At 67.7% G+C, this 20771-nt stretch carries 17 protein-coding genes; all 17 read left to right on the forward strand.

Features of this window, described 5'->3' with window-relative positions; all coding sequences use genetic code 11:
- Positions 1–88: 88 nt before the first annotated feature.
- On the forward strand, positions 89–1540 hold the full coding sequence (locus ACSQ3N_RS04275; protein WP_436147916.1) for an ATP-binding protein: 1452 nt from the start codon (positions 89–91) through the stop codon (positions 1538–1540).
- Positions 1541–1760: 220 nt separating this feature from the next.
- Positions 1761–2423 (forward strand): nucleoid occlusion factor SlmA, encoded by a 663-nt coding sequence (gene slmA, locus ACSQ3N_RS04280; protein ID WP_436145669.1) that lies wholly within the window; start codon positions 1761–1763, stop codon positions 2421–2423.
- Positions 2424–2715: 292 nt separating this feature from the next.
- Positions 2716–3468, forward strand: coding sequence for a TetR/AcrR family transcriptional regulator (locus ACSQ3N_RS04285; RefSeq protein WP_396506003.1), 753 nt, complete (start codon positions 2716–2718; stop codon positions 3466–3468).
- Positions 3469–3473: 5 nt separating this feature from the next.
- The gene (locus ACSQ3N_RS04290; protein ID WP_056413892.1) at positions 3474–5270 is read left to right on the forward strand and encodes an acyl-CoA dehydrogenase C-terminal domain-containing protein; all 1797 of its coding nucleotides are present in this window, start codon (positions 3474–3476) and stop codon (positions 5268–5270) included.
- A 61-nt stretch (positions 5271–5331) separates the two neighbouring features.
- Positions 5332–5769, forward strand: a complete 438-nt coding sequence (locus ACSQ3N_RS04295) for a DUF2147 domain-containing protein (protein ID WP_436145670.1) — start codon at positions 5332–5334, stop codon at positions 5767–5769.
- 116 nt (positions 5770–5885) lie between these two features.
- On the forward strand, positions 5886–8288 hold the full coding sequence (locus tag ACSQ3N_RS04300) for a 3-hydroxyacyl-CoA dehydrogenase NAD-binding domain-containing protein (RefSeq protein ID WP_436145671.1): 2403 nt from the start codon (positions 5886–5888) through the stop codon (positions 8286–8288).
- 11 nt (positions 8289–8299) lie between these two features.
- On the forward strand, positions 8300–8809 hold the full coding sequence (locus ACSQ3N_RS04305) for a DUF4442 domain-containing protein (RefSeq protein WP_056164018.1): 510 nt from the start codon (positions 8300–8302) through the stop codon (positions 8807–8809).
- A 15-nt stretch (positions 8810–8824) separates the two neighbouring features.
- Entirely contained in the window at positions 8825–10024 is a 1200-nt protein-coding gene (locus tag ACSQ3N_RS04310) for an acetyl-CoA C-acyltransferase (protein WP_056413886.1), read from the forward strand.
- A gap of 400 nt (positions 10025–10424) precedes the next feature.
- Positions 10425–11354: an alpha/beta hydrolase family protein gene (locus ACSQ3N_RS04315; protein WP_436145672.1), complete on the forward strand. Its 930-nt coding sequence runs from the start codon at positions 10425–10427 to the stop codon at positions 11352–11354.
- A gap of 27 nt (positions 11355–11381) precedes the next feature.
- Positions 11382–12287, forward strand: a complete 906-nt coding sequence (locus ACSQ3N_RS04320) for an acyl-CoA thioesterase (RefSeq protein ID WP_436145673.1) — start codon at positions 11382–11384, stop codon at positions 12285–12287.
- Positions 12288–12294: 7 nt separating this feature from the next.
- Positions 12295–13071, forward strand: coding sequence for an enoyl-CoA hydratase (locus tag ACSQ3N_RS04325; RefSeq protein ID WP_056164012.1), 777 nt, complete (start codon positions 12295–12297; stop codon positions 13069–13071).
- Between the two features lie 1153 nt (positions 13072–14224).
- Positions 14225–14956, forward strand: coding sequence for a TetR/AcrR family transcriptional regulator (locus ACSQ3N_RS04330; RefSeq protein WP_436145674.1), 732 nt, complete (start codon positions 14225–14227; stop codon positions 14954–14956).
- Positions 14957–14982: 26 nt separating this feature from the next.
- Positions 14983–15936, forward strand: a complete 954-nt coding sequence (locus tag ACSQ3N_RS04335) for an SDR family oxidoreductase (protein WP_436145675.1) — start codon at positions 14983–14985, stop codon at positions 15934–15936.
- The gene (locus ACSQ3N_RS04340; protein ID WP_436145676.1) at positions 15933–17546 is read left to right on the forward strand and encodes an acyl-CoA carboxylase subunit beta; all 1614 of its coding nucleotides are present in this window, start codon (positions 15933–15935) and stop codon (positions 17544–17546) included. The genes ACSQ3N_RS04335 and ACSQ3N_RS04340 overlap by 4 nt, the downstream gene beginning before the upstream one ends.
- Positions 17547–17578: 32 nt before the next feature.
- A complete protein-coding gene (locus tag ACSQ3N_RS04345) occupies positions 17579–18709 on the forward strand; it encodes a DNA alkylation repair protein (RefSeq protein WP_436145677.1) in 1131 nt (376 codons plus the stop codon).
- A 53-nt stretch (positions 18710–18762) separates the two neighbouring features.
- Positions 18763–19959 carry an acyl-CoA dehydrogenase family protein gene (locus ACSQ3N_RS04350; protein WP_436145678.1) on the forward strand — a complete coding sequence of 399 codons (1197 nt, stop codon included), beginning with the start codon at positions 18763–18765 and terminating at the stop codon, positions 19957–19959.
- Between the two features lies 1 nt (position 19960).
- Positions 19961–20770, forward strand: coding sequence for an enoyl-CoA hydratase/isomerase family protein (locus ACSQ3N_RS04355; RefSeq protein ID WP_436145679.1), 810 nt, complete (start codon positions 19961–19963; stop codon positions 20768–20770).
- Position 20771: the final 1 nt, after the last annotated feature.

Consider the following 20771-nt stretch of genomic DNA (forward strand, 5'->3'; position numbering starts at 1 on the left):
CTGCCAACTCGCCCATCTGCCGTCTGCTCCCGCCATGACGCCGACGCCACCCCGGTCCACCCCTTCGCAGCGGCCCGGCCTGCGCGCCATGACCTCGGACCTGCGCAACCGGCTGCTGCTGCTGCTGGTGCTGCCGCTGTGCCTGCTGGCCATGGTCGGCGTGTGGCTGGACTACCGCTCGGCCGACGACGCCGCCAACCGGCACGACCAGCGCCTGCTGCGCCTGCTGCCCGCGCTGTCCGACTCGGTGCTGGCCCCGGCCATCCGCGACAACGAACCGCCCCTGCTGCTGCTCGCGCCGCCGGTAGAGGACTTCCTGCGCCAGAACGCCGGCTTCTCGGGCTACAGCGTGCGCGACCCGTCGGGCAAGCTTTTGCTGGGCGACGACTGGGTGCACAGCGCCGTGCCCACCACGCAGGCGCCCGAGTTCCACAGTGTGGAGTTCGGCGGCGTGACCTACCGCGTGGCCGTGCAGCGCGGGCGCACCGGCGCGGGCGAGCTGGTGGTGGCCCTGGCGGACGGCTCCGACCCCCGCCAGCAGTGGGCCCAGCAACTGCTGCTGCGCGTGCTGCTGCCCAACCTGGTGCTGGTGGCCGCGGCGGCGCTGGCCATCCACTGGGCCGTGGGCCGCGCCTTCAAGCCGCTGGTGGACTTGGCCGAAGCGGTGGAGGACCGCTCCCCCCGCGACCTGAGCCCCATCGACGAAGCCGCGTCCCCGGCCGAAGTGCGGCCGCTCGTGCACTCGCTCAACCGGCTGTTCGCGCTGGTCAACGCCCAGGCCGAAGGGCAGCGCCGCTTCGTGGCCGACGCGGCGCACCAGCTGCGCACGCCCCTGGCCGGCCTGCAGGCCCAGGTGGAGGCCTGGGCCATGATGGCAAAGGCGGCAGCGCCGCCGCGCGTCTCGCTGCCGGATTTGGATGGAAAAACGGCCCTATCGCACGATGGGCGGGCGCAAGGCGCTATTGTTTTAGGAGTGGATCAGATCGAGAAGCTGCGCAACGCCACGCGCCGCACCTCGCAACTGGCGCACCAGCTGCTCGCCCTGTCGCGCGCCGATGCACGCAGCCAGGACGCCCAGCAGACGCAGCGGGTGGACCTGAAAGACCTGTGCGAAACCCTGCTCGAGACCTTTCTCGACCCTGCCACCGGCAAGGGCCTGGACCTGGGCCTGGAGGTGCAGCCGGTGCACGTCACCGGCCACGGCTGGCTGCTGCGCGAGCTCTTGTCCAACCTGGTGGACAACGCCATCAAGTACACGCCCGCGGGCGGCATCGTGACCATCCGCTGCGGCATGCGCCAGGGGCGCACCGGGCCGCCCCGCGTGTTCCTGGAGGTCGAGGACGACGGCCCCGGCGTGCCCGAGGCCGAGCGTGCCCGCGTCATGCAGCGCTTTTACCGCGTGCCCGGCACGGTGGGGGAGGGCACGGGCCTGGGGCTGGCCATCGCGGACGAGATCGCCCGCGTGCACCGGGCCTCCCTCACGCTGGGCACAGGTGCGCAAGGCCACGGACTGCTCGTCACGGTGATGTTCCCGCTGTAGCCACGGCAGGCAGTCCGGGGTGCAAAGCCCTGTGCGAGAATCATTTACATACAAGATTGACTTGTGCAAACATGGCGCCGGCCCTCGCTGGCGCCATGGGGGGCGGCACCACTGCCCCGACGCTTGCACAAGCCCTGTGGATCCCTGTCCTGCTGCCCACCCGCGATGCCCACGGCATGGCGGCTGGTGACGCAGGGCCCTACCTGAGCGCCTGCCCCGCATGTCCGAACTCTCGCCCCTGCCCGAGCCAGTCTCCACCGACGACGCGGAGGCTGCCCCCGCGGCGCGCAAGCGCCCCAAGCCGGGCGAGCGCCGCGTGCAGATCCTGCAGGCGCTGGCCGCCATGCTGGAGCAGCCGGGCGCGGAGCGCATCACCACGGCCGCCCTGGCCGCCCGCCTGTCCGTGAGCGAGGCGGCGCTGTACCGCCACTTCGCCAGCAAGGCGCAGATGTTCGAGGGGCTCATCGACTTCATCGAGCAGACCGTGTTCACCCTGGTGACGCAGATCACCGGCCGCGAGGTGCTTGACACCGAGCAGCCGCCCGAAGTCGGCGCGCGCCAGGCCGCGCGCATCGTGGGCCTGCTGCTGCAGTTCGGCGAGCGCAACCCTGGCATGGTGCGCGTGATGGTGGGCGACGCCCTGGTGTTCGAGCACGAACGCCTGCAGCAGCGCATGAACCAGTTCTTCGACCGCATCGAATCCACCCTGCGCCAGTGCCTGCGGCCCACGACTGCAGGGTCGTCCACGCCCACGGTGGATGCGCAGGTGGCCGCCAGCGTGCTCACCGCCTTTGCCGTGGGGCGCCTGCAGCGCTACGCCCGCTCGGGCTTCAGGCGCCTGCCGTCGGAGCACCTGGAAGCCAGCCTGGCGCTGATCCTGTAAGGCGGGCCCGGCTACCCGGCTACCCGGCTACCCGGCTGTCATGGCGAAGCGGCGGGCGCTGCCGGCGGCGATGCCAGCACGAGGGCATGGGCAGCCAAACGGCCGAGCCAACGACAGGATCTGTCAGAAGGCTCGATCGTCCAGAGCAGAAGAGCAGGGCAGCGCGCCCCCACCTTGCCGGTGGCGCCCCTGCAACGCCCGTTTGGGTACCCCTCCCTATTTTTTTCAAGGGTTTTGGCGGTGCCCTGAAATTGCTGCAGAATAGAACGAACGTTCGTTTTTATTTGCCAGCATGCCCGCCACCTCCGAATCCAGCCAGGCCACCCGCAGCCCGCGCGCCCGCAGCAGCACCGGCCGTGCCCTGCAAAAGGGCCAGCAAACCAAGGCGGCCATCGTCGAGGCGGCGCTGGGCCTGGCCACGCACATCGGGCTGGAGGGCCTGTCTATCGGGGCCCTGGCCGACGTCACGGGCATGAGCAAGTCCGGCGTGTTCGCCCATTTTGGCTCACGCGAAGAGCTGCAGATCTCGGTGATCCGCGAATACCACACCCGCTTCGAGCAGGAAGTCTTCTACCCCGCCATGTCCGCCGAGCGCGGCGTGGCGCGCCTGTCGGCCCTGTTCGACAACTGGATGAAGCGCACTTCCATCGAAATCGACTCGGGCTGCATCTACATCAGCGGCGCGGTCGAGTTCGACGACCGCACCGGCCCCGTGCGCGACGCGCTGGCCAGCTCGGTGCTGACCTGGCACGCCGCCATGCGCCGCGCCATCGAGCAGTGCAAGGGCCTGGGCGAATTGCGTGTGGATACCGATGCAGAACAGATGCTGTTCGAGATCCACGGCCTCATCCTTGCGCTGCACTACGAAGCGCGCTTCCTGCAGACCCCCGGCTCCATGGGCCGGGCGGTGCAGGGCTTTCACAACATCCTGGCGCGCTACAGCAGCGCCCCGTCCCCTTCGCCGGCCGCCGCCGCGCCTGCAGCCACCCCTGCTGCCGCCAAGCGCCGCAAAGTTTCCAACCAAACCACCACATCCAAGGAGTAAACCCCATGCCTATCTACACGCCGCCGCTGCGCGACATGCAATTCGTCATGCACGAAGTGCTCAAGGTCAGTGATGAATTCAAGGCAATGCCACCCCATGCCGAGGTGGATGTGGACACCATCAACGCCGTGATCGAAGAAGCCGGCAAGTTCGCCGCCGAAGTGACCTTCCCGCTGAACATCAGCGGCGACACCGAAGGCTGCGTGCTCGACAAGGCCACGCACGAAGTCAAGCCCCCATCGGGCTTCAAGGACGCCTACGCCAAGTACGTCGAAGGCGGCTGGGCGGCGCTGTCGTGCGACCCCGCCTATGGCGGCCAGGGCCTGCCCTTCGTGCTGAACCAGTGCCTGTACGAAATGATGAATTCGGCCAACCAGGCCTGGACCATGTACCCCGGCCTGTCGCACGGCGCGTACGAAGCCCTGCACGCCCACGGCACCGAAGAGCAAAAGGCCCTGTACCTGCCCAAGCTGACCAGCGGCGAGTGGACCGGCACCATGTGCCTGACCGAACCCCATTGCGGTACCGACCTGGGCCTGTTGCGCACCAAGGCCGAACCCCAGGCCGACGGCACCTACAAGATCACCGGCAACAAAATCTTCATCAGCGCCGGCGAGCACGACATGACCGCCAACATCGTGCACCTGGTGCTGGCCCGCCTGCCCGATGCGCCCAAGGGCAGCAAGGGCATCAGCCTGTTCGTCGTGCCCAAGTTCAACATCAATGCCGACGGCTCGCTGGGCGACCGCAACCCCATCTACTGCACGGGCCTGGAGCACAAGATGGGCATCCATGGCAACGCCACCGCGCAGATCGCCATCGACGGCGCCATCGGCACCATGGTGGGCCAGCCCAACAAGGGCCTGGCCGCCATGTTCGTGATGATGAACGCCGCCCGCCTGGGCGTGGGCAACCAGTCGCTGGGCCTGACCGAAGTGGCCTACCAGAACGCGCTGGCCTACGCCAAGGACCGTATCCAGATGCGCAGCCTGTCGGGCGTGAAGGCCAAGGACAAGGACGCCGACCCCATCATCGTGCACCCCGACGTGCGCAAGATGCTGCTCACCGCCAAGGCGTACGCCGAAGGCGGCCGCGCGCTGCAGATCTTCTGCACGCTGCTGCTGGACAAGGTGCACAGCCACCCCGATGAAAAGGTGCGTGCCGAATCCGAAGAGATGGTGGCGCTGCTCACCCCCATCGTGAAGGCCTTCATCACCGACAACGGCCACATCAGCACCAACGCGTGCATGCAGGTCTTCGGCGGCCACGGCTTCATCAAGGAATGGGGTATGGAGCAGTACGTGCGCGACAACCGCATCAACATGATCTATGAAGGCACCAACACGATCCAGTCGCTGGACCTGCTGGGCCGCAAGATCCTGGGCAACAACGGCGCCACGCTCAAGAAGCTGGGCAAGCTGATCGGCAAGCTGGTGGAAGAAGAAGGCGTGAACGAGAAGATGGCCGAGTTCATCAACCCCGTGGCGATGCTGGGCGACCAGATGACCAAGTTCACCACCGAGATCGGCTTCAAGGGCATGCAGAACCCCGACGAAGTGGGCGCCGCGGCCGTGGACTATCTGCGCGTGGCCGGCCACCTGGTGTTCGGCTACCTGTTCGCCCGCATGGCCCAGGTCGCCCTGCGCGAGATCGCCGCCGGCAACACCGACCCCTTCTACGGAGCCAAGCTGCAGACGGCCCGCTTCTACTTCGCCAAGCTCTTCCCCGAGACCGCGACGCTGATGCGCACCGCCCGTGCCGGCAGCAAGGTGCTGATGGACACGGACCTGGCCCTGGCCTGATCGCTGCGTCCACACCCTCCAGTCCCTGCGGATCTTCAGCCTTTTTTGCCACGGAGCGCTTATGTATAGAGCGGTAGCAGCTATTGTTTTGGTAGCGGGTGCCTTGCCGGCCTGGGCGCAGATGACGCCCGAAGGCCTGTGGCGCAACATCGACGACAAGACCGGTGAAGCCAAGGCCGAGATCCGCATCCGCGACACTGGCGGCGGCGTGCTGAACGGGGCGCTGGAAAAGCGCCTCACCAAGGACGCCAAGCCCGACGACGTCTGCGACGAATGCTCGGACGACCGCAAGGGCAAGCCCATCCTGGGGCTCGAGATCATCCGCGGCGCCAAGAAGGCCGACGGCAAGGAAGTGTGGGAGGGCGGCAAGATCCTCGACCCCGAGAACGGCCGCAACTACACCCTGCGCATGACGCCCATCGAGGGCGGCAAGAAGCTCGAAGTGCGCGGCTCCATCGGCCCCTTCGGCCGCTCGCAGACCTGGATCCGGGTCCAGTAAGCGCCAACCCCTATCAACACTCCGTTCGCCCTGAGCTTGGCCCCAGGGCCTGGTGGCCACCTCCCCGCCAAGGCTTCGACAGGCTCAGCCCGAACGGTTTTGAAATGACACAAACCATGTCCAGATTCCAAGTGAAAAAAGTCGCCGTGCTCGGTGCAGGCGTGATGGGCGCGCAGATTGCTGCGCACCTGGTCAACGTCAAGGTGCCGGTGGTGCTGTTCGACCTGCCCGCCAAAGAAGGCCCGAAGAACGGCATCGTCACCAAGGCCGTCGAAGGCCTCAAGAAGCTCAAGCCCTCGCCCCTGGGCGTGGCGGACGACGCGGCGCTGATCCAGAAGGCCAACTACGAAGAGCACCTGCACCTGCTCAAGGAATGCGACCTCGTGATCGAGGCGATTGCCGAGCGCATGGACTGGAAGCTCGACCTGTACACCAAGATCGCGCCCCACGTGGCCAAGCACGCCATCCTGGCGTCCAACACCTCGGGCCTGTCGATCACCAAGCTGTCTGAAGTGCTGCCCGAGAGCATCAAGCCGCGCTTTTGCGGCATCCACTTCTTCAACCCCCCGCGCTACATGACGCTGGTGGAGCTGATCAACACCCCCACCACCCAGCCCGAAGTCCTCGACCAGCTCGAAGCCTTCGTCACCAGCGGCCTGGGCAAGGGCGTGGTGCGCGCGCACGACACCCCCAACTTCGTCGCCAACCGCGTGGGCATCGCCGGCATGCTGGCCACCATGAAAGAGGTCGAGAACTTCGGCCTGACTTTCGACGTGGTGGACGACCTCACGGGCAAGAAGCTCGGCCGCGCATCAAGCGGCACCTTCCGCACCGCCGACGTGGTGGGCCTCGATACCATGGCCCACGTGATCAAGACGCTGCAGGACAACCTGAGCATCGAGACCGATCCGTTCTACGAAAGCTTTGGCACGCCCGCCGTGCTCAAGAAGCTGATGGAACTGGGCCACCTCGGCCAGAAGGCCAAGGCCGGTTTCTACAAGAAGGTCGGCCGCGACGTGATGCGCTTCGATCTGGAAGCCGAAGAGTACGTGCCCGGCGGCCAGAAGGCCGACGAGGTGTACAGCCGCATGCTCAAGAAGCCGGCGGCCGAGCGCCTGAAGCTCTTGCGCAACGCAGAAGGCGCACCCGGCCAGTTCCTGTGGGCCATCCTGCGCAACGGCTTTCACTACGCCGCCGTGCACCTGGGCACCATTGCCGACAACGCACGCGACGTGGACCAGGCCATGCGCTGGGGCTTCGGCATGAAGCAGGGCCCCTTCGAGCTCTGGCAAGAGGCCGGCTGGCTCGAGGTGGCGAAGATGATCCAGGAAGACATCGACGCCGGCAAGGCATTGAGCAAGGCGCCGCTGCCCGAGTGGGTCTTCAAGGGCCCCGTGGCCGAAGCCGGTGGCGTGCACACCGCGCAAGGCTCGTGGAGCGCATCGCAAAGCAAGTTCGTGCCCCGCCGCCAGCTGCCCGTGTACGAGCGCCAGATGTTCCCCGAGACGCTGCTGGGCGAGACCAACCTGCCCGACTGGCGCACCGCCGGCACGACCATTGCCGAATCGAAAGCCCTGCGCACCTGGACGCTCGACGGCCAGATACTGATCGCCAGCATCAAGAACAAGATGCACGCCATCAGCCCCGAAGTGATGGAAGCCCTGACCGAAGCCGTGGAGCTGGCCGAGGCCGAATACCAAGGCATGGTCATCTGGTCCGGCGACGCCCCGTTCAGCGTGGGCGCGGACCTGGAAGCCACCATGCCCGCCTTCATGGTCGGCGGTGCCGATGCGGTCGAAAGCATCGAGCAGGAACTGCAGAACCTGATGCTGCGCATCCGCTACGCGCAGGTGCCCGTCGTCGCGGCCATCCACGGCATGGCGCTGGGCGGCGGCTGCGAGCTGGCCGTGTACTCCGCCAAGCGCGTGGCCCACATGGAAAGCTACATCGGCCTGGTGGAAGTCGGCGTGGGCCTGGTGCCCGGCGCGGGCGGCCTGACCTACATCGCGCGCCGCGCCGCCGAGAACATGGCGGCTTCCACCGGCAAGGACATCCTGCCCTTCCTGACCGAAGGCTTCACCGCCGCCGCGATGGCCAAGGTGGGCACCAGCGCGCTCGAATCGCGCAAGCTCGGCTACCTGCTGGAGTCCGACATCATCGTCCCGCACAAGGACGAACTGCTGTTCGTGGCCGTCAACGAAGCCAAGTCCATGGCCGCCAGCGGCTGGCGCGCCCCGCACAAGCGCCTGTTCCCCGTGGCGGGCCGCAGCGGCCTGGCCACCATCAAGGCACAGCTCGTGAACATGCGCGACGGCGGCTTCATCAGCGCCTACGACTTCAAGGTCAGCACCATGATCGCCGAGGTGGTCTGTGGCGGCGATGTGGATGCCGGTGCCCTGGTGAGCGAGGAATACTTGCTCACGCTGGAGCGCAAGGCGTTCTGCCACCTGATCGCCCAGCCCAAGACGCACGAGCGCATCCTGGGCATGCTCTCGACAGGCAAGCCTGTTCGCAACTGACCGCCATCACCATGACGGACCACGCCCCCAACAAACTCCAGCGCTCGCTGATGCGCCTGGACGAGGCACCCGCCTTCATGCGCGGCTTCGTGCAGAACATCATCCTGCGCCGGGCCGTGCCCTTCACCGGCACGGCCGGGGTGAAGTTCGTGTCGCTCACGCCCGAGCGTGTGGAAGTGCGCCTTGCCAATGAGCACCGCGTGCAGAACCACATCGGCGGCGTGCACGCCTCGGCCATGAACCTGCTGGCCGAGACGGCCACGGGCATGGTGGTCGGCATGAACGTGCGCGACGACTGCATCCCGCTGGCCAAGGAGCTGTCCATGGCGTTCAAGAAGCGCGCCACGGGCGGCTTGAAGGCCGTGGCCACGCTGACCGCCGAGCAGCGCGCCGCCATGCAGGCCAGCGACAAGGGCGAGGTGCAGGTCGCGGTCACCGTGACCGACGACGCTGGCGTGGAGCCGGTCGAATGTGTATTTACGTGGGCCTGGATTCCTTCCAGCCGCCCCGCCAAGCATTGAAGGAGTTTCAACACCATGGCTCAAAAACAAGTCCAGGACGCCTACATCGTTGCTGCCACGCGCACCCCCATCGGGCGCTCGGGCCGCGGCTATTTCAAGAACACCCGGCCCGATGACCTGCTGGTCGCCGCCATCAAGAGCGCGATGACCCAGGTCCCCACGCTGGACCCCAAGGCGATCGAGGACGCCATCATCGGCTGTTCTTTCCCCGAAGGCGAGCAGGGCATGAACATGGCCCGCATCGCCGTGGGCCTGGCGTTCGACCACCCCGTGGGCGGCGTGACCGTGAACCGCTTTTGCGCATCGGGCATCACCGCGCTGCAGATGGCCGCCGACCGCATCCGCGTGGGCGAGGCCGACGTGCTGATCGCCGGCGGCGCCGAGTCCATGAGCCTCGTGCCCATGGGCGGCAACAAGCCATCGTTCAACGCCGAGATCTTTGCGCGCGACGAGAACGTGGGCATCGCCTACGGCATGGGCCTCACGGCCGAGAAGGTCGCGCAGCAGTGGAAGATCAGCCGCGAGGCACAGGATGCCTTCGCGCTCGAATCCCACCTGCGCGCCATCAAGGCGCAAAAGGCCGGTGAGTTCACCGACGAAATCACGCCCTTCGAGGTCGTGGAGCGTTCGCCCAACCTGGCCACTGGCGAAGTGGTGGAAAAGCGCCGCACCGTGAGCCTGGACGAAGGCCCGCGCCCCGACACCTCCCTCGAAGGACTGGCCAAGCTCAGGCCCGTGTTCGCCGCACGCGGCAGCGTCACGGCAGGCAACAGCTCGCAGACCAGCGACGGTGCCGGCGCGCTCATCGTTGCCAGCGAAAAGGCGGTCAAGCAATTCGGCCTCACGCCCCTGGCCCGCTTCGTGAGCTACGCCGCCCGCGGCGTGCCGCCCGAAATCATGGGCATCGGCCCCATCGAGGCGATTCCTGCGGCCCTGCGGTATGCGGGCTTGAAGCATGAAGACATCGGCTGGTTCGAGCTGAACGAAGCCTTTGCGGCGCAGTCGCTCGCTGTGATCAACACGCTGGGGCTGGACCCGAGCCGCGTGAACCCGATGGGCGGCGCGATTGCGCTGGGGCACCCGTTGGGGGCCACGGGCGCGATCCGCGCGGCGACGGTGGTGCATGCGCTGCGCAGGCACAAGCTGAAGTACGGCATGGTCACCATGTGCGTAGGGACAGGACAAGGCGCCGCCGGCATCATCGAGGCGTTGTAGGGGGTTGGCTACTGCGCGGGTCATCTGCGTCGTTGGGCGGTGCTCGCCATCCTCACGTACCTTGAGTACGTTCCGGTGGCTCCGCTCCGTCCGCCTAGCAGCTGAGCCCGCTCGCTACGCCCTGGAGGGCGGGGTGTGAAAGCAAGGGAACCGGGCAGGAGGATTCTGATGTCTCATCCCGACCCGACCCGACCCGACCCGACCCGACCCGACCCCGCCCGTTCGGGCTGAGCCTGTCGAAGCCAGTCCACGAGTCCCACCCGTTCGGGCTGAGCTTGTCGAAGCCTGGGCACCGGACCCCTACCCGTTCGGGCCGAGCCTGTCGAAGCCAGGGCCCAGCCCAGCGGTAGTTTCTTTTCTTCAAGCCGGCGCAGATCGGTCTCGAAACAAGGAGACAGACATGATCAACAAGCAAACCTTGCAGGTCCACCACGGTGCCGTGTCGCTGGCACTGCGCGTCTATGAGCCCGAGGGCGCACCGCCGCGCGCCAGCGTGGTCATCGGTGGGGCGATGGGCGTGCGGCAGTCGTTCTACGAAGGCTTTGCGCTGTGGTTGTCGCAGCAGGGGTTTCGGGTCACCACGTTCGACTACCGGGGGCATGGCGATTCGCTGCAGGGCGCCATGCGCGATGTGAAGGCCGACCTGTTCGACTGGGCGCAGGACTACGAGGCAGTGATCTCCGCCGCCAAGGCCGCGCTGCCCGCGCAGCCGCTGTACCTGCTGGGCCACAGCCTGGGCGCGCAACTGCCGGGGCTGCTCCAGAAGCCCGAGCAGGTGGCGGGCCTGCTCAGCGTGGCTGCGGGCAGCGGCTACTGGCGCGACAACGCACCGCAGCTCAAGCGCATCGTTCCGTATTTCTGGTGGGTGCTGGTGCCCCTGGCCACGCGGCTGTGCGGGTACTTTCCGGGGCGCACGCTCAAGAAGGTGGGCGACCTGCCAGCGGGCGTGATCCTGCAGTGGCGGCGCTGGTGCCTGCACCCGGCCTACAGCGTGGGCGCCGAAGGGCCCGCGGTGGCGCAAAGCTATGGCGCGGTGCGCTTTCCGGTGCTGGCCCTGTCGATGGCCGACGACGAGCTGATGACGCTGCGCGGCACGCACAACCTCGTCAACCTGTACGCCAATACCGAGCGCCGCGTGGAGAGCATCACGCCCTCCGATGTGCAGGTGCGGCGCATCGGGCACTTCGGGTTCTTCCGCGACCAGTTCCGCCAGAGCCTGTGGCCGCGCGCTGCCGCTGCTTTCATGGCGCTGGGCACTGCGGCGGGCCGGCCTTCCGGCGATGGGTCGGTGGCAGCAGCGGCGGGCGCAGTCGCCGGCACGACGATCTGAGTCTTCATTTGGCGGCACACTCGCAGCATGACTTCCGCATCCACATCCCTACCGCACCCGCTGGACGAGGCGCTGCAACTGCGGCGCGCAGCTGATGCGCAGTCGGCCGAGCCCGCATCTGCATCTGCGTCCGAATCTGCCGCGGCGGCCATTGCTGCAGGCCAGTACGAAGGCACCACGCACCCGGGCTACTGGAACATGGTGGGCCCGTTCGGCGGCATCACGGCAGCCACGCTGCTGCAGGCCATCCTGCAGCACCCCCAGCGCCTGGGTGATCCGCTGTCGCTCACCGTCAACTACGCAGGGGCCCTGACGGCCGGCGCGTTCACCGTGCAGGCCGTGCCGGTGCGCACCAACCGCTCCACGCAACACTGGACGCTGTCCATCCTGCAGCCCGACGCCGACGGCGCCCCGGTGGTCACCACCACGGCCACCGCCGTCACGGCCGTGCGCCGCGAGACCTGGAGCGTGGGCGACGTGCCCATGCCCGAGGTGCCCCGGCCCACTGACCACCAGGCCATCGTCGCGCCACCGGGGGCTGTGGAATGGCTCAACCGTTATGAGATGCGCCCCATCACCGGCTTCATCCCGCGCACCTGGGACGGCAGCGGCGACCACAGCCTGACGCAGCTGTGGATGCGCGATGCGCCCCCGCGCGCCCTCGACTTCTGCGCACTGGCCGCGCTGGCCGATGTGTTCTTCCCCCGCGTGTGGTTGCGCCGTGCGCGCCAGGTGCCTGCGGGCACCGTGTCCATCACCGTGTACTTCCATGCCACGGCCGAGCAGCTGCAGGCCACGGGCACCGGCTTTTTGCTCGGCCAGGCGCGCGGGCAGGAGTTTCGCAACGGTTTCTTCGACCAGACCGTGCAGCTGTGGAACGAGGCCGGCACCATGCTGGCCACCAGCCACCAGATCGTTTACTACAAGGAATAAGAGCACCATGAGCACTGCGACCCCCGACATCCTCGCCCACACCGAAGCCGGTGTGACCACCATCACCTTCAACCGCGTGGACAAGAAGAACTCCATCACGCGCGACATGTACGCCGCCATGGCGGACGCGCTGGATGCTGCCCAGGCCGACGCCAGCGTGCGCGTGGTGGTGTTCCAGGGCGACGTGGCGATCTTCAGCGCGGGCAACGACATCGGCGACTTTCTGCAGCAGCCCCCGGCCACGCAGGACTCGCCCGTGTTCCGTTTTCTGCGCGGCATCGCGTCCTTTCCCAAGCCCGTGATCGCCTCGGTCTGCGGCCCGGCCGTGGGCATCGGCACGACGATGCTGTTCCATTGCGACCTGGTCTACGCGGGCGACAACGCGGCGTTCTCCATGCCGTTCGTCAACCTGGGCCTGTGCCCCGAGGCCGCTTCGAGCCTGCTGGTGCCGCAGATGCTGGGGTACCACCGTGCGGCTGAAGCGTTGTTGTTGGGCGAGCCTTTCATGGCCGAGGCGGCGCTCGAGGTGGGGCTGGTGAACCGGGTGGTGCCGCCCACCGAGTGCAATGGGGTGGCGCAGGCGCAGGCGCGCAAGTTGGCGGCCAAGCCGTTGTCTTCGTTGATCGAGACGAAGCGGTTGATGAAGGGTGGGCAGACGGCGAAGGTGTTGGAGGTGATGGCGGAGGAGGGCGAGAGCTTCGGGCGCATGCTGCGTGAGCCGGCGGCGCGGGAGGCGTTCTCTGCGTTCATGGAGAAGCGCAAGCCTGATTTCAGCGCGGTCTGAATTGGCGGGAAACCTGGGTCTGTCGCAGCCCAGGCCGTTCGGGCTGAGCTTGTCGAAGCCGTTGTCCGTCATCACTGTCCGTTCGGGTTGAGCTTGTCGAAACCGGGGCGCTGCTCGCGAGCTCGCTGATGAGGCGGCGTGCCTGTGTTGAGGGCGGGAGCCGGGGTGCGCGCCCGGCGGCGCGGTAACTTTCTCTTGGTTCGCCAAGAGAAAGTCACCAAAGAGAAGGCGACCCCAAGTCTGCGACCCCTTCGCTGCGCTACGGGGCAAACCTGCGTCGGGGCGGTTGCGGGGTGCGCCGTGGAACTCACTGCGCGCCTGCGGCGCTCCGTTCAGACATCCACGGCGAGCTAGATGACGAGGCATGCGCGCTCCGACGCGCATGCTCACCCCGCAACCGCCCCGCCGCAGGCGCAGCCACAGGGGGTGGACAGCCGAACAGCCACACGGGCCTTTGCTTCGCTCGGCCTGGCGGTCGCGGCGCGCAGCGCCTGCGCGTTCGGGGCCGAGCAACGCGATGGCCCGTGTGGATGTCCTCTCCCCCATCCCTTCAGGATGCGCCGAGGAGCGCAGGGCGTGGGGTGAGCGTGTGCCGAAGGACACACGCATCGTGAACTGACTCGCTGCGGATGTTTGAGCGTAGCGCGGCAGCGCGCAGCGAGTTCCGCAGCGCACCCCACGACCGAGCACCGCAGGTTGCCCCACTCGCCCGCAGGGCGAGTGGGGACGCAGGCTGTAGGGTCGCCCTTTCTTTGGTGACTTTCTTTCGGCGACGCGAAAGAAAGTTACTCGCACGCCGGGCGACTCCCGGCCTCCGCCCTTGAACCAGGCACGCGGTACAAACCAGCGAGCCTGCGAGCGCACCCCGGTTTCGACAAGCTCAACCCGAACGGCCATGGGTCGATGCGCCCAGGTTTCGACAAGCTCAACCCAAACGGACGTGGATCGATGTACCCAGGCTTCGACAAGCTCAGCCCGAACGGTGCGGTCGATACACGTAGACCAACTCAACCCGGACGGACATGAGGGCGAGGGCACTCCAAACCCGTAGGGCACCCCGCCTCTGAAGCGCTCTATCCTTTCAGCACAAGCATCCATATTTTTACAAAGCACTTGCTTGCTAAAAATAATCCATTTTGCTATCGTGCAAAACATGGAATCCCCAGCCCGACGCCCCCGCGCATCCGCGCCCGCTGCACCCCTCCCACCAGCCCGCCAACGCAAGGCCGCCACGTCTCAGATATCCACCGCCGAAGAAGAAAAACAACCACCCCGCCGTCCCCGCGGCCGTCCCCGCAAAACCGCCGAAGAACTCGACGACGGCAACCGCCGCCGCAAGCTCATGGACGGCGCCGCAAAGCTGTTCCGCACCCAGGGCTTCGCCGCCACCAGCACGCGCGACATCGCCGCCGCCGCTGGCATGCACAGCGGCTCGCCCTTCTACCATTTCGAAAGCAAAAGCGCGCTGCTCTACGCGGTGATGAGCGAGGGCATGACCATGGCCACGCAAAGCCAGCAGCAGGCACTCGATGCGCTGCTCGCCCAGGCTACGCCACGCGAGCAGCTGCACACACTCATCCGCCACCATTTCGAGATCCTGCTCGGCCCGCGCAGCAGCTTCATCCCGGTGATGCTGTACGAATGGCGCTCGCTCACGCCGGCGCAGCGCAAGGGCATTGCGCGCATCAAGGACAGCTACGAGGCCGCGTGGATGCCCGCGCTTCAGGCGCTGGCGCAGCAGGGCGCGCTGCAGGCCGAGCCTGGCGTGGCGCGGCTGTTCATCTTTGGAGCGCTCAACTGGGCGGTGCAGTGGTTCTCGCCCAAGAAGGGCAAGTCGCTCGACGCCCTCACCGACGAGGCCTTGGCCCTCTTCATCCGCACATAACAGCAAAATAAAAAGGCGCACCCACCATGGCTTCCACGGCCCTCAATGCACCCAGCGGCTACCAGTCGGTGTTCGCGCCAGGCCTGTTCAACGGCCAGGTGGTCATCGTCACAGGTGGCGGCTCGGGCATTGGCCGCTGCACCGCGCACGAGCTGGCGCGTCTGGGCGCGCACGCAGTGCTGGTCGGGCGCAAGCCGGAGAAGCTGCAGGCCGTTGCCGATGAGATCGCTGCGGATGGTGGCGCAGCGTCCTGGCATGCGTGCGACATCCGCTCCGAAGACGCGGTGGTCGTGCTGGTGCAGCAGGTGCTGGCCGCGCACGGGCGCATCGATGGCCTGGTGAACAACGCGGGCGGGCAGTTCATGTCGCCGCTCGAATCCATCAGCGCCAAGGGCTGGGAGGCGGTGTTGCACACCAACCTCACCGGCGGCTTCCTGGTGGCGCGCGAATGCTACCGGCAGTGGATGGCGCCGAACGGCGGCTCGGTAGTCAACATCGTGGCCGACATGTGGGGCTCCATGCCGGGCATGGGGCACAGCGGTGCGGCGCGCGCGGGCATGGTCAGCTTCACCGAAACCGCTGCGCTCGAATGGGCCTGCAGCGGCGTGCGCGTGAACGCGGTCGCGCCGGGCTACATCGCATCGAGCGGCATGGACAACTACCCGCCCGCCGCCGCGCACACGCTGCGCGCCATGCCGCAGACCGTGCCCCTGGGCCGCTTCGGCAACGAGGCCGAGGTGTCGGCGGCCATCGTCTTCCTTCTCAGCCCGGCCGCCAGCTTCATCAGCGGTAGCACGCTGCGCGTGGACGGCGCGCGACCGCAGGTGCGCCTGGGCTGGCCCCTGCGCGTGCCCGATGCCGCCACGCAGCAGCGTGCTGCGGTCAAGCCCTATGCGGGCTTTCACCGTGCGCAGGTGCCGCGTGTGTTTGCAGCGTCCGCAGAACCGGCGGGCAGTGCACCCAAGGACTCCGACGAATGACCACTGCCTTCGCTTCGCGCTTCCTCCCCGGTGCACCCGATGCGCAAAAGCGCCGCGCTGACCTGGCTGCGCGCCTCGATGCCCTGCGCGCGCTGCAAGAGCGGGCCGCGGCGGCATCGGCCCGCTCGCTGCCGCAGTTCGACAAACGCGGCCAGCTGCTGCCGCGCCAGCGCGTGGCGCTGATGCTGGATGCGGGCGCGCCGTGGCTGCCGCTGTGCACCCTGGCGGGCTACCTGCAGGATGTGAAGGACCCCGAAAAGTCCGTGCCCGGCGGCGGGATGATTGCCGGCATCGGCTGGGTCAGCGGTGTGCGCTGCATGGTGGTGGCCAGCGACTCCGGCATCGAGGCGGGGGCGATCCAGCCCATGGGGCTGGAAAAGATTCTGCGCGTGCAGGAGATCGCCCTGCGCGAGCGCCTGCCCTTCGTGCACCTCGTTGAGAGCGCAGGCGCCAACCTGATGCGCTACCGGGTCGAAGGTTTCGTGCACGGGGGCACGCTGTTCCGCAACCTCGCGCGGCTGTCGGCAGCGGGCATTCCGGTCATCACCGTGCAGCACGGCTCGGGCACCGCGGGCGGGGCCTACATGCCGGGGCTGTCGGACGTGGTCATCATGGTGCAGGGCCGCTCGCGCGCCTTCCTGGCCGGGCCGCCGCTGCTCATGGCCGCCACGGGCGAGGTCGCGACCGAAGAGGAACTGGGCGGCGCCGCCATGCACACCGCCGTCTCGGGCCTGGGCGAATACCTGGCGCAGGACGACCGCGAGGCCATCGGCATGGCACGCGACGTGATCGCGCAGCTGGGGTGGACCACCCCCGCGCGGCCCAGCGCTCCCGGCCCCACGCTGCCCGCCGACGACCTGCTGGCCCTGATGCCCGGCGACCTGCGCCAGCCCGTGGACATGCGCGAGGTGATCGCGCGGCTGGTGGATGGGTCTGAGCTGCTCGAGTTCAAGGCCCGCTACGGCACGGCCACGCTCTGCGCGCAGGGCCGCATCGGCGGCCATGCCGTGGGCTTCATCAGCAACAACGGCCCCATCGATGTGGCGGGCGCCAACAAGGCCACGCACTTCATCCAGTGGATGTGCCAGCTGGGCCACCCCATCATCTACCTGCAGAACACCACCGGCTTCATGGTGGGCAAGGACAGCGAGCAGGGCGGCATGATCAAGCACGGCAGCAAGATGATCCAGGCCGTGACCAACGCCACCGTGCCGCAGATCACCATCCAGTGCGGCGCCAGCTTCGGCGCGGGCAACTACGGCATGTGCGGGCGGGGCTATGCGCCGCGCTTCCTGTTCAGCTGGCCCGGGGCCAAGACGGCCGTGATGGGCGGCGAGCAGGCCGCGCGCACCATGCAGATCGTGACCGAGGCGGCGCTGGCGCGCAAAGGCATCCCGCCCGACCCCGCCGAATCGCAAGCCCAGTTCGACAAGATCGTCGCCATGTTCGAGGCCCAGGCCGACGCGTTCTACACCAGCGGCCTGTTGCTGGACGACGGCGTGATCGATCCGCGTGACACGCGTGCCGTGCTGGCCTTTTGCCTGGATACCTGCGCTGAGGCACAGGCCCGCACATTGCGGCCCCTGGGCTTTGGCGTGGCGCGGATGTAAGCGACGAGGGTGCAAGCACACAGACACACACCATGGCCGAACCTCTCAAATATTTGCTGAACGACACCGTGCCGCCGCGCATCGCCGCCATGGTGCAGCGCGCCTGGCGCAAGTTCGACACAGCCGCCTTTCTGCGGCAGGTCGAGCCCGGCTACGAGTCGCTGGAGTTGATGGCGCGCGGCCAGCGCATTGCGCAGGCATTGCAGGCGCACCTGCCCCAGGACATACCCCGCGCACTGGCCGTGCTGGTCGACTCCATGGACCCGCCCATGGGCCTGGACGCCGCCGGCGAGCCCCATGCGGGCGACCGCCCCTACAGCGCCTTCCTGTACCTGCCGCACAGCCTGTACATCGGCTCGCAGGGCCTGGCGCATTTCGAGGCGGCCATGGCCGCGCAGCACGCGCTGACCCAGCGCTTTACCGCCGAGTTCTGCATCCGCCCCTATCTGCTGCACCACCAGCAGGCCACGCTCGCGCGGCTGCGGGACTGGGCGCAGGACGGCAACGCCCACGTGCGCCGCCTGGTGAGCGAAGGCACGCGGCCCCGCCTCCCCTGGGCGCCGCGCCTGCCCGCATTCCAGCAGGACCCGCAGCTGGCCCTGCCGCTGCTCGATGCGCTCAAGGACGACCCATCGTCCTACGTGCGCCGCTCGGTGGCCAACCACCTGGGCGACATCACCAAGGACCACCCCGACCTGGCCGTGGGCACCGCCCGTACCTGGCTGCAGGGCGCACCCGCCCCGCGCGAAGCCCTGGTGCGCCACGGCCTGCGTTTTCTCATCAAGCGCGGCGACGCTGGCGCGCTCGATGCCCTGGGCGTGGGCCATGCCGTGGCGCTGGATGTGCGGGCCGCGCGCGTGGTGCCCGCCCGAGCGCGCATCGGCGGCAAGGTGCGCATCGAGGCCGAGCTGCACAACCCCACGCCACTGCCGCAGCGCGTGCTGGCCGACCTGAAGGTGCACTACGTCAAGGCCCACGGTGGCGCTGCGCCCAAGGTGTTCAAGCTGCAGACGCTGGACATCCCTGCGGGGGCGACCGTGGCCGTGGGCAAGACGCTGTCGCTGCAGCAGATGACCACACGCACCCACTACCCCGGCGCGCACCAGGTGGAGCTGGTGCTCAACGGGCGGCCGCAGCCCCTGGGGCAGTTCGAACTGTCGTGATGTTCGGGGTCGAGGTTCGCAGGCACAACACATAACCGCAGGAGACAGGCACCATGCAGTTCACGCACGAGCACCGCGAGATCCAGAAGACCTTGAAGCGCTTCATCGATGAAGAGATCAACCCCCATGTGGACGAGTGGGAGGCGGCCGAGATCTTCCCCGCGCACGAGGTCTTCAAGAAGATGGGCCACCTGGGTCTGCTGGGCCTGTGCAAGCCCGAGGAATACGGCGGCGCGGGTCTGGACTACTCGTACAGCCTGGCCATGGCCGAGACGCTAGGCCACATCCATTGCGGCGGCGTGCCCATGGCCATTGGTGTGCAGACAGACATGTGCACCCCGGCGCTCGCGCGCTACGGCAGCGAAGAGCTCAAGCGCCAGTTTCTGGCCCCGGCCATCGCGGGCGACATGGTGGGCTGCATCGGCGTGAGCGAGCCGGCGGCGGGCAGCGACGTGTCGGGCATCAAAAGCGTGGCGCGCAAGGATGGTGACGACTACGTGATCACCGGGCAGAAGATGTGGATCACCAACAGCCTGCAGGCCGACTGGATGTGCATGCTGGTGAACACGGGCGACGGCCAGAGCGTGACGGGCGGCAGTCCTCACAAGAACAAGAGCCTGGTCATGGTGCCCCTGCGCGATGGCCCCGGCGGCCGGTTGACCCAGGGCGTCGAGGTGGCGCAGAAGATCCGCAAGATCGGCATGCACAGCAGCGACACCGGGCTCATCTACTTCGACGAGGTGCGCGTACCGCAGCGCTACCGCATCGGCGCGGAAGGGCAGGGCTTCATCTACCAGATGCAGCAGTTCCAGGAAGAGCGCCTGTGGTGCGCCGCCAGCACGCTCGAATCGCTGAACCACTGCATCCAGTGGACCATCGACTACGCACAGGAGCGCAAACTGTTTGGCAGCACGCTGGCCGACCAGCAGTGGGTGCAATTCAAGCTGGCCGAACTCAAGACCGAGGTCGAGGCGCTGCGCGCACTGACCTACCGCGCCTGCGACCTGTACGTGAACGGGCAGGACGTGCTGGAGCTGGCCAGCATGGCCAAGCTCAAGGCCGGCCGCCTGAACCGCGAGGTGCCCGACACCTGCCTGCAGTTCTGGGGCGGCATGGGCTACACGCTGGAGAACAAGGTCTCGCGCATGTACCGCGACGGGCGGCTGGCGTCCATTGGCGGCGGTGCGGACGAGGTGATGCTGGGCATCCTCGCCAAGCTCATGGGCATCGCCAAGCGGCCTGCGCACTGACATGGCCGATTCGCTGTTGATCGACCGCGCGCCGCTGGCTAGCGGCTGTGTGGAAACCTGGACGCTCAATGACCCGGCCAGCCGCAATGCGCTGTCGGAGGCGATGGTTGATGGTTTGATAGCCGCCTGTGAGCGGGCGGCGGCCGATACCGACCTGCGCGGCCTGGTGTTGCGGGGTGCCGGTGGGCACTTCTGCGCGGGGGGTAGCCTGGGTGGCTTTGCCAAGACCATTGGACAGCCCCTGGCTGCGGGCGAGGCTGACCCGCTGGTGCCGCTGAACCGCCGCTTTGGCACGCTGCTGCAGGCGCTGTGTGCGTTGCCGCAGTGGTTCATCGTGGTGGTGGAGGGCGCCGCGATGGGCGGCGGCTTTGGGCTTGTGTGCTGTGCCGACCGCGTGCTGGCACACAGCGGCGCGCAGTTCGCCACGCCCGAGGTCACGCTGGGCATCGTGCCTGCGCAGATCGCACCGTTTGTGGTGCGGCGCCTGGGCCCAGCGGCAGCGCGGGGGTGTTTGTTGACAGGCGTGCGCTGGGATGCCGCGACGGCTCAACGTGCGGGGCTGGTGGATGAGGTGGTCGCTGGTGGCATGGAGGCCGCTGTGCAAGCTGCCATCGCACGCCACGCCGCCGCAGCGCCGCAGGCCGTGGCCGCCACCAAACGTTTGTTGCTGGCCCAGCCCGAGACGCCATTGCTCGCGCTGCTGGATGACGCGGCCTTGGCTTTTGCGCAAGCGCTGCGTGGGCCTGAGGCATCGCAAGGGCTGGCTGCATTTGCCGCGCGCAAGACGCCGCCTTGGAGTGCGAAGCCATGAA

It is taken from the genome of Acidovorax sp. LjRoot194 (assembly GCF_964253015.1).
Lineage (GTDB): Bacteria > Pseudomonadota > Gammaproteobacteria > Burkholderiales > Burkholderiaceae_C > Acidovorax.

What these genes read in the sequence shown, in the direction of transcription:
- ACSQ3N_RS04295 (WP_436145670.1), top strand. Translation starts at nt 5,332, where the DNA reads ATGTATAGAGCGGTAGCAGCTATTGTTTTGGTAGCGGGTGCCTTGCCG.
- ACSQ3N_RS04310 (WP_056413886.1), top strand. Translation starts at nt 8,825, where the DNA reads ATGGCTCAAAAACAAGTCCAGGACGCCTACATCGTTGCTGCCACGCGC.
- ACSQ3N_RS04285 (WP_396506003.1), top strand. Translation starts at nt 2,716, where the DNA reads ATGCCCGCCACCTCCGAATCCAGCCAGGCCACCCGCAGCCCGCGCGCC.
- ACSQ3N_RS04305 (WP_056164018.1), top strand. Translation starts at nt 8,300, where the DNA reads ATGACGGACCACGCCCCCAACAAACTCCAGCGCTCGCTGATGCGCCTG.
- ACSQ3N_RS04300 (WP_436145671.1), top strand. Translation starts at nt 5,886, where the DNA reads ATGTCCAGATTCCAAGTGAAAAAAGTCGCCGTGCTCGGTGCAGGCGTG.
- ACSQ3N_RS04335 (WP_436145675.1), top strand. Translation starts at nt 14,983, where the DNA reads ATGGCTTCCACGGCCCTCAATGCACCCAGCGGCTACCAGTCGGTGTTC.
- ACSQ3N_RS04315 (WP_436145672.1), top strand. Translation starts at nt 10,425, where the DNA reads ATGATCAACAAGCAAACCTTGCAGGTCCACCACGGTGCCGTGTCGCTG.
- ACSQ3N_RS04275 (WP_436147916.1), top strand. Translation starts at nt 89, where the DNA reads ATGACCTCGGACCTGCGCAACCGGCTGCTGCTGCTGCTGGTGCTGCCG.
- ACSQ3N_RS04290 (WP_056413892.1), top strand. Translation starts at nt 3,474, where the DNA reads ATGCCTATCTACACGCCGCCGCTGCGCGACATGCAATTCGTCATGCAC.
- ACSQ3N_RS04340 (WP_436145676.1), top strand. Translation starts at nt 15,933, where the DNA reads ATGACCACTGCCTTCGCTTCGCGCTTCCTCCCCGGTGCACCCGATGCG.
- ACSQ3N_RS04355 (WP_436145679.1), top strand. Translation starts at nt 19,961, where the DNA reads ATGGCCGATTCGCTGTTGATCGACCGCGCGCCGCTGGCTAGCGGCTGT.
- ACSQ3N_RS04320 (WP_436145673.1), top strand. Translation starts at nt 11,382, where the DNA reads ATGACTTCCGCATCCACATCCCTACCGCACCCGCTGGACGAGGCGCTG.
- slmA (WP_436145669.1), top strand. Translation starts at nt 1,761, where the DNA reads ATGTCCGAACTCTCGCCCCTGCCCGAGCCAGTCTCCACCGACGACGCG.
- ACSQ3N_RS04325 (WP_056164012.1), top strand. Translation starts at nt 12,295, where the DNA reads ATGAGCACTGCGACCCCCGACATCCTCGCCCACACCGAAGCCGGTGTG.
- ACSQ3N_RS04345 (WP_436145677.1), top strand. Translation starts at nt 17,579, where the DNA reads ATGGCCGAACCTCTCAAATATTTGCTGAACGACACCGTGCCGCCGCGC.
- ACSQ3N_RS04330 (WP_436145674.1), top strand. Translation starts at nt 14,225, where the DNA reads ATGGAATCCCCAGCCCGACGCCCCCGCGCATCCGCGCCCGCTGCACCC.
- ACSQ3N_RS04350 (WP_436145678.1), top strand. Translation starts at nt 18,763, where the DNA reads ATGCAGTTCACGCACGAGCACCGCGAGATCCAGAAGACCTTGAAGCGC.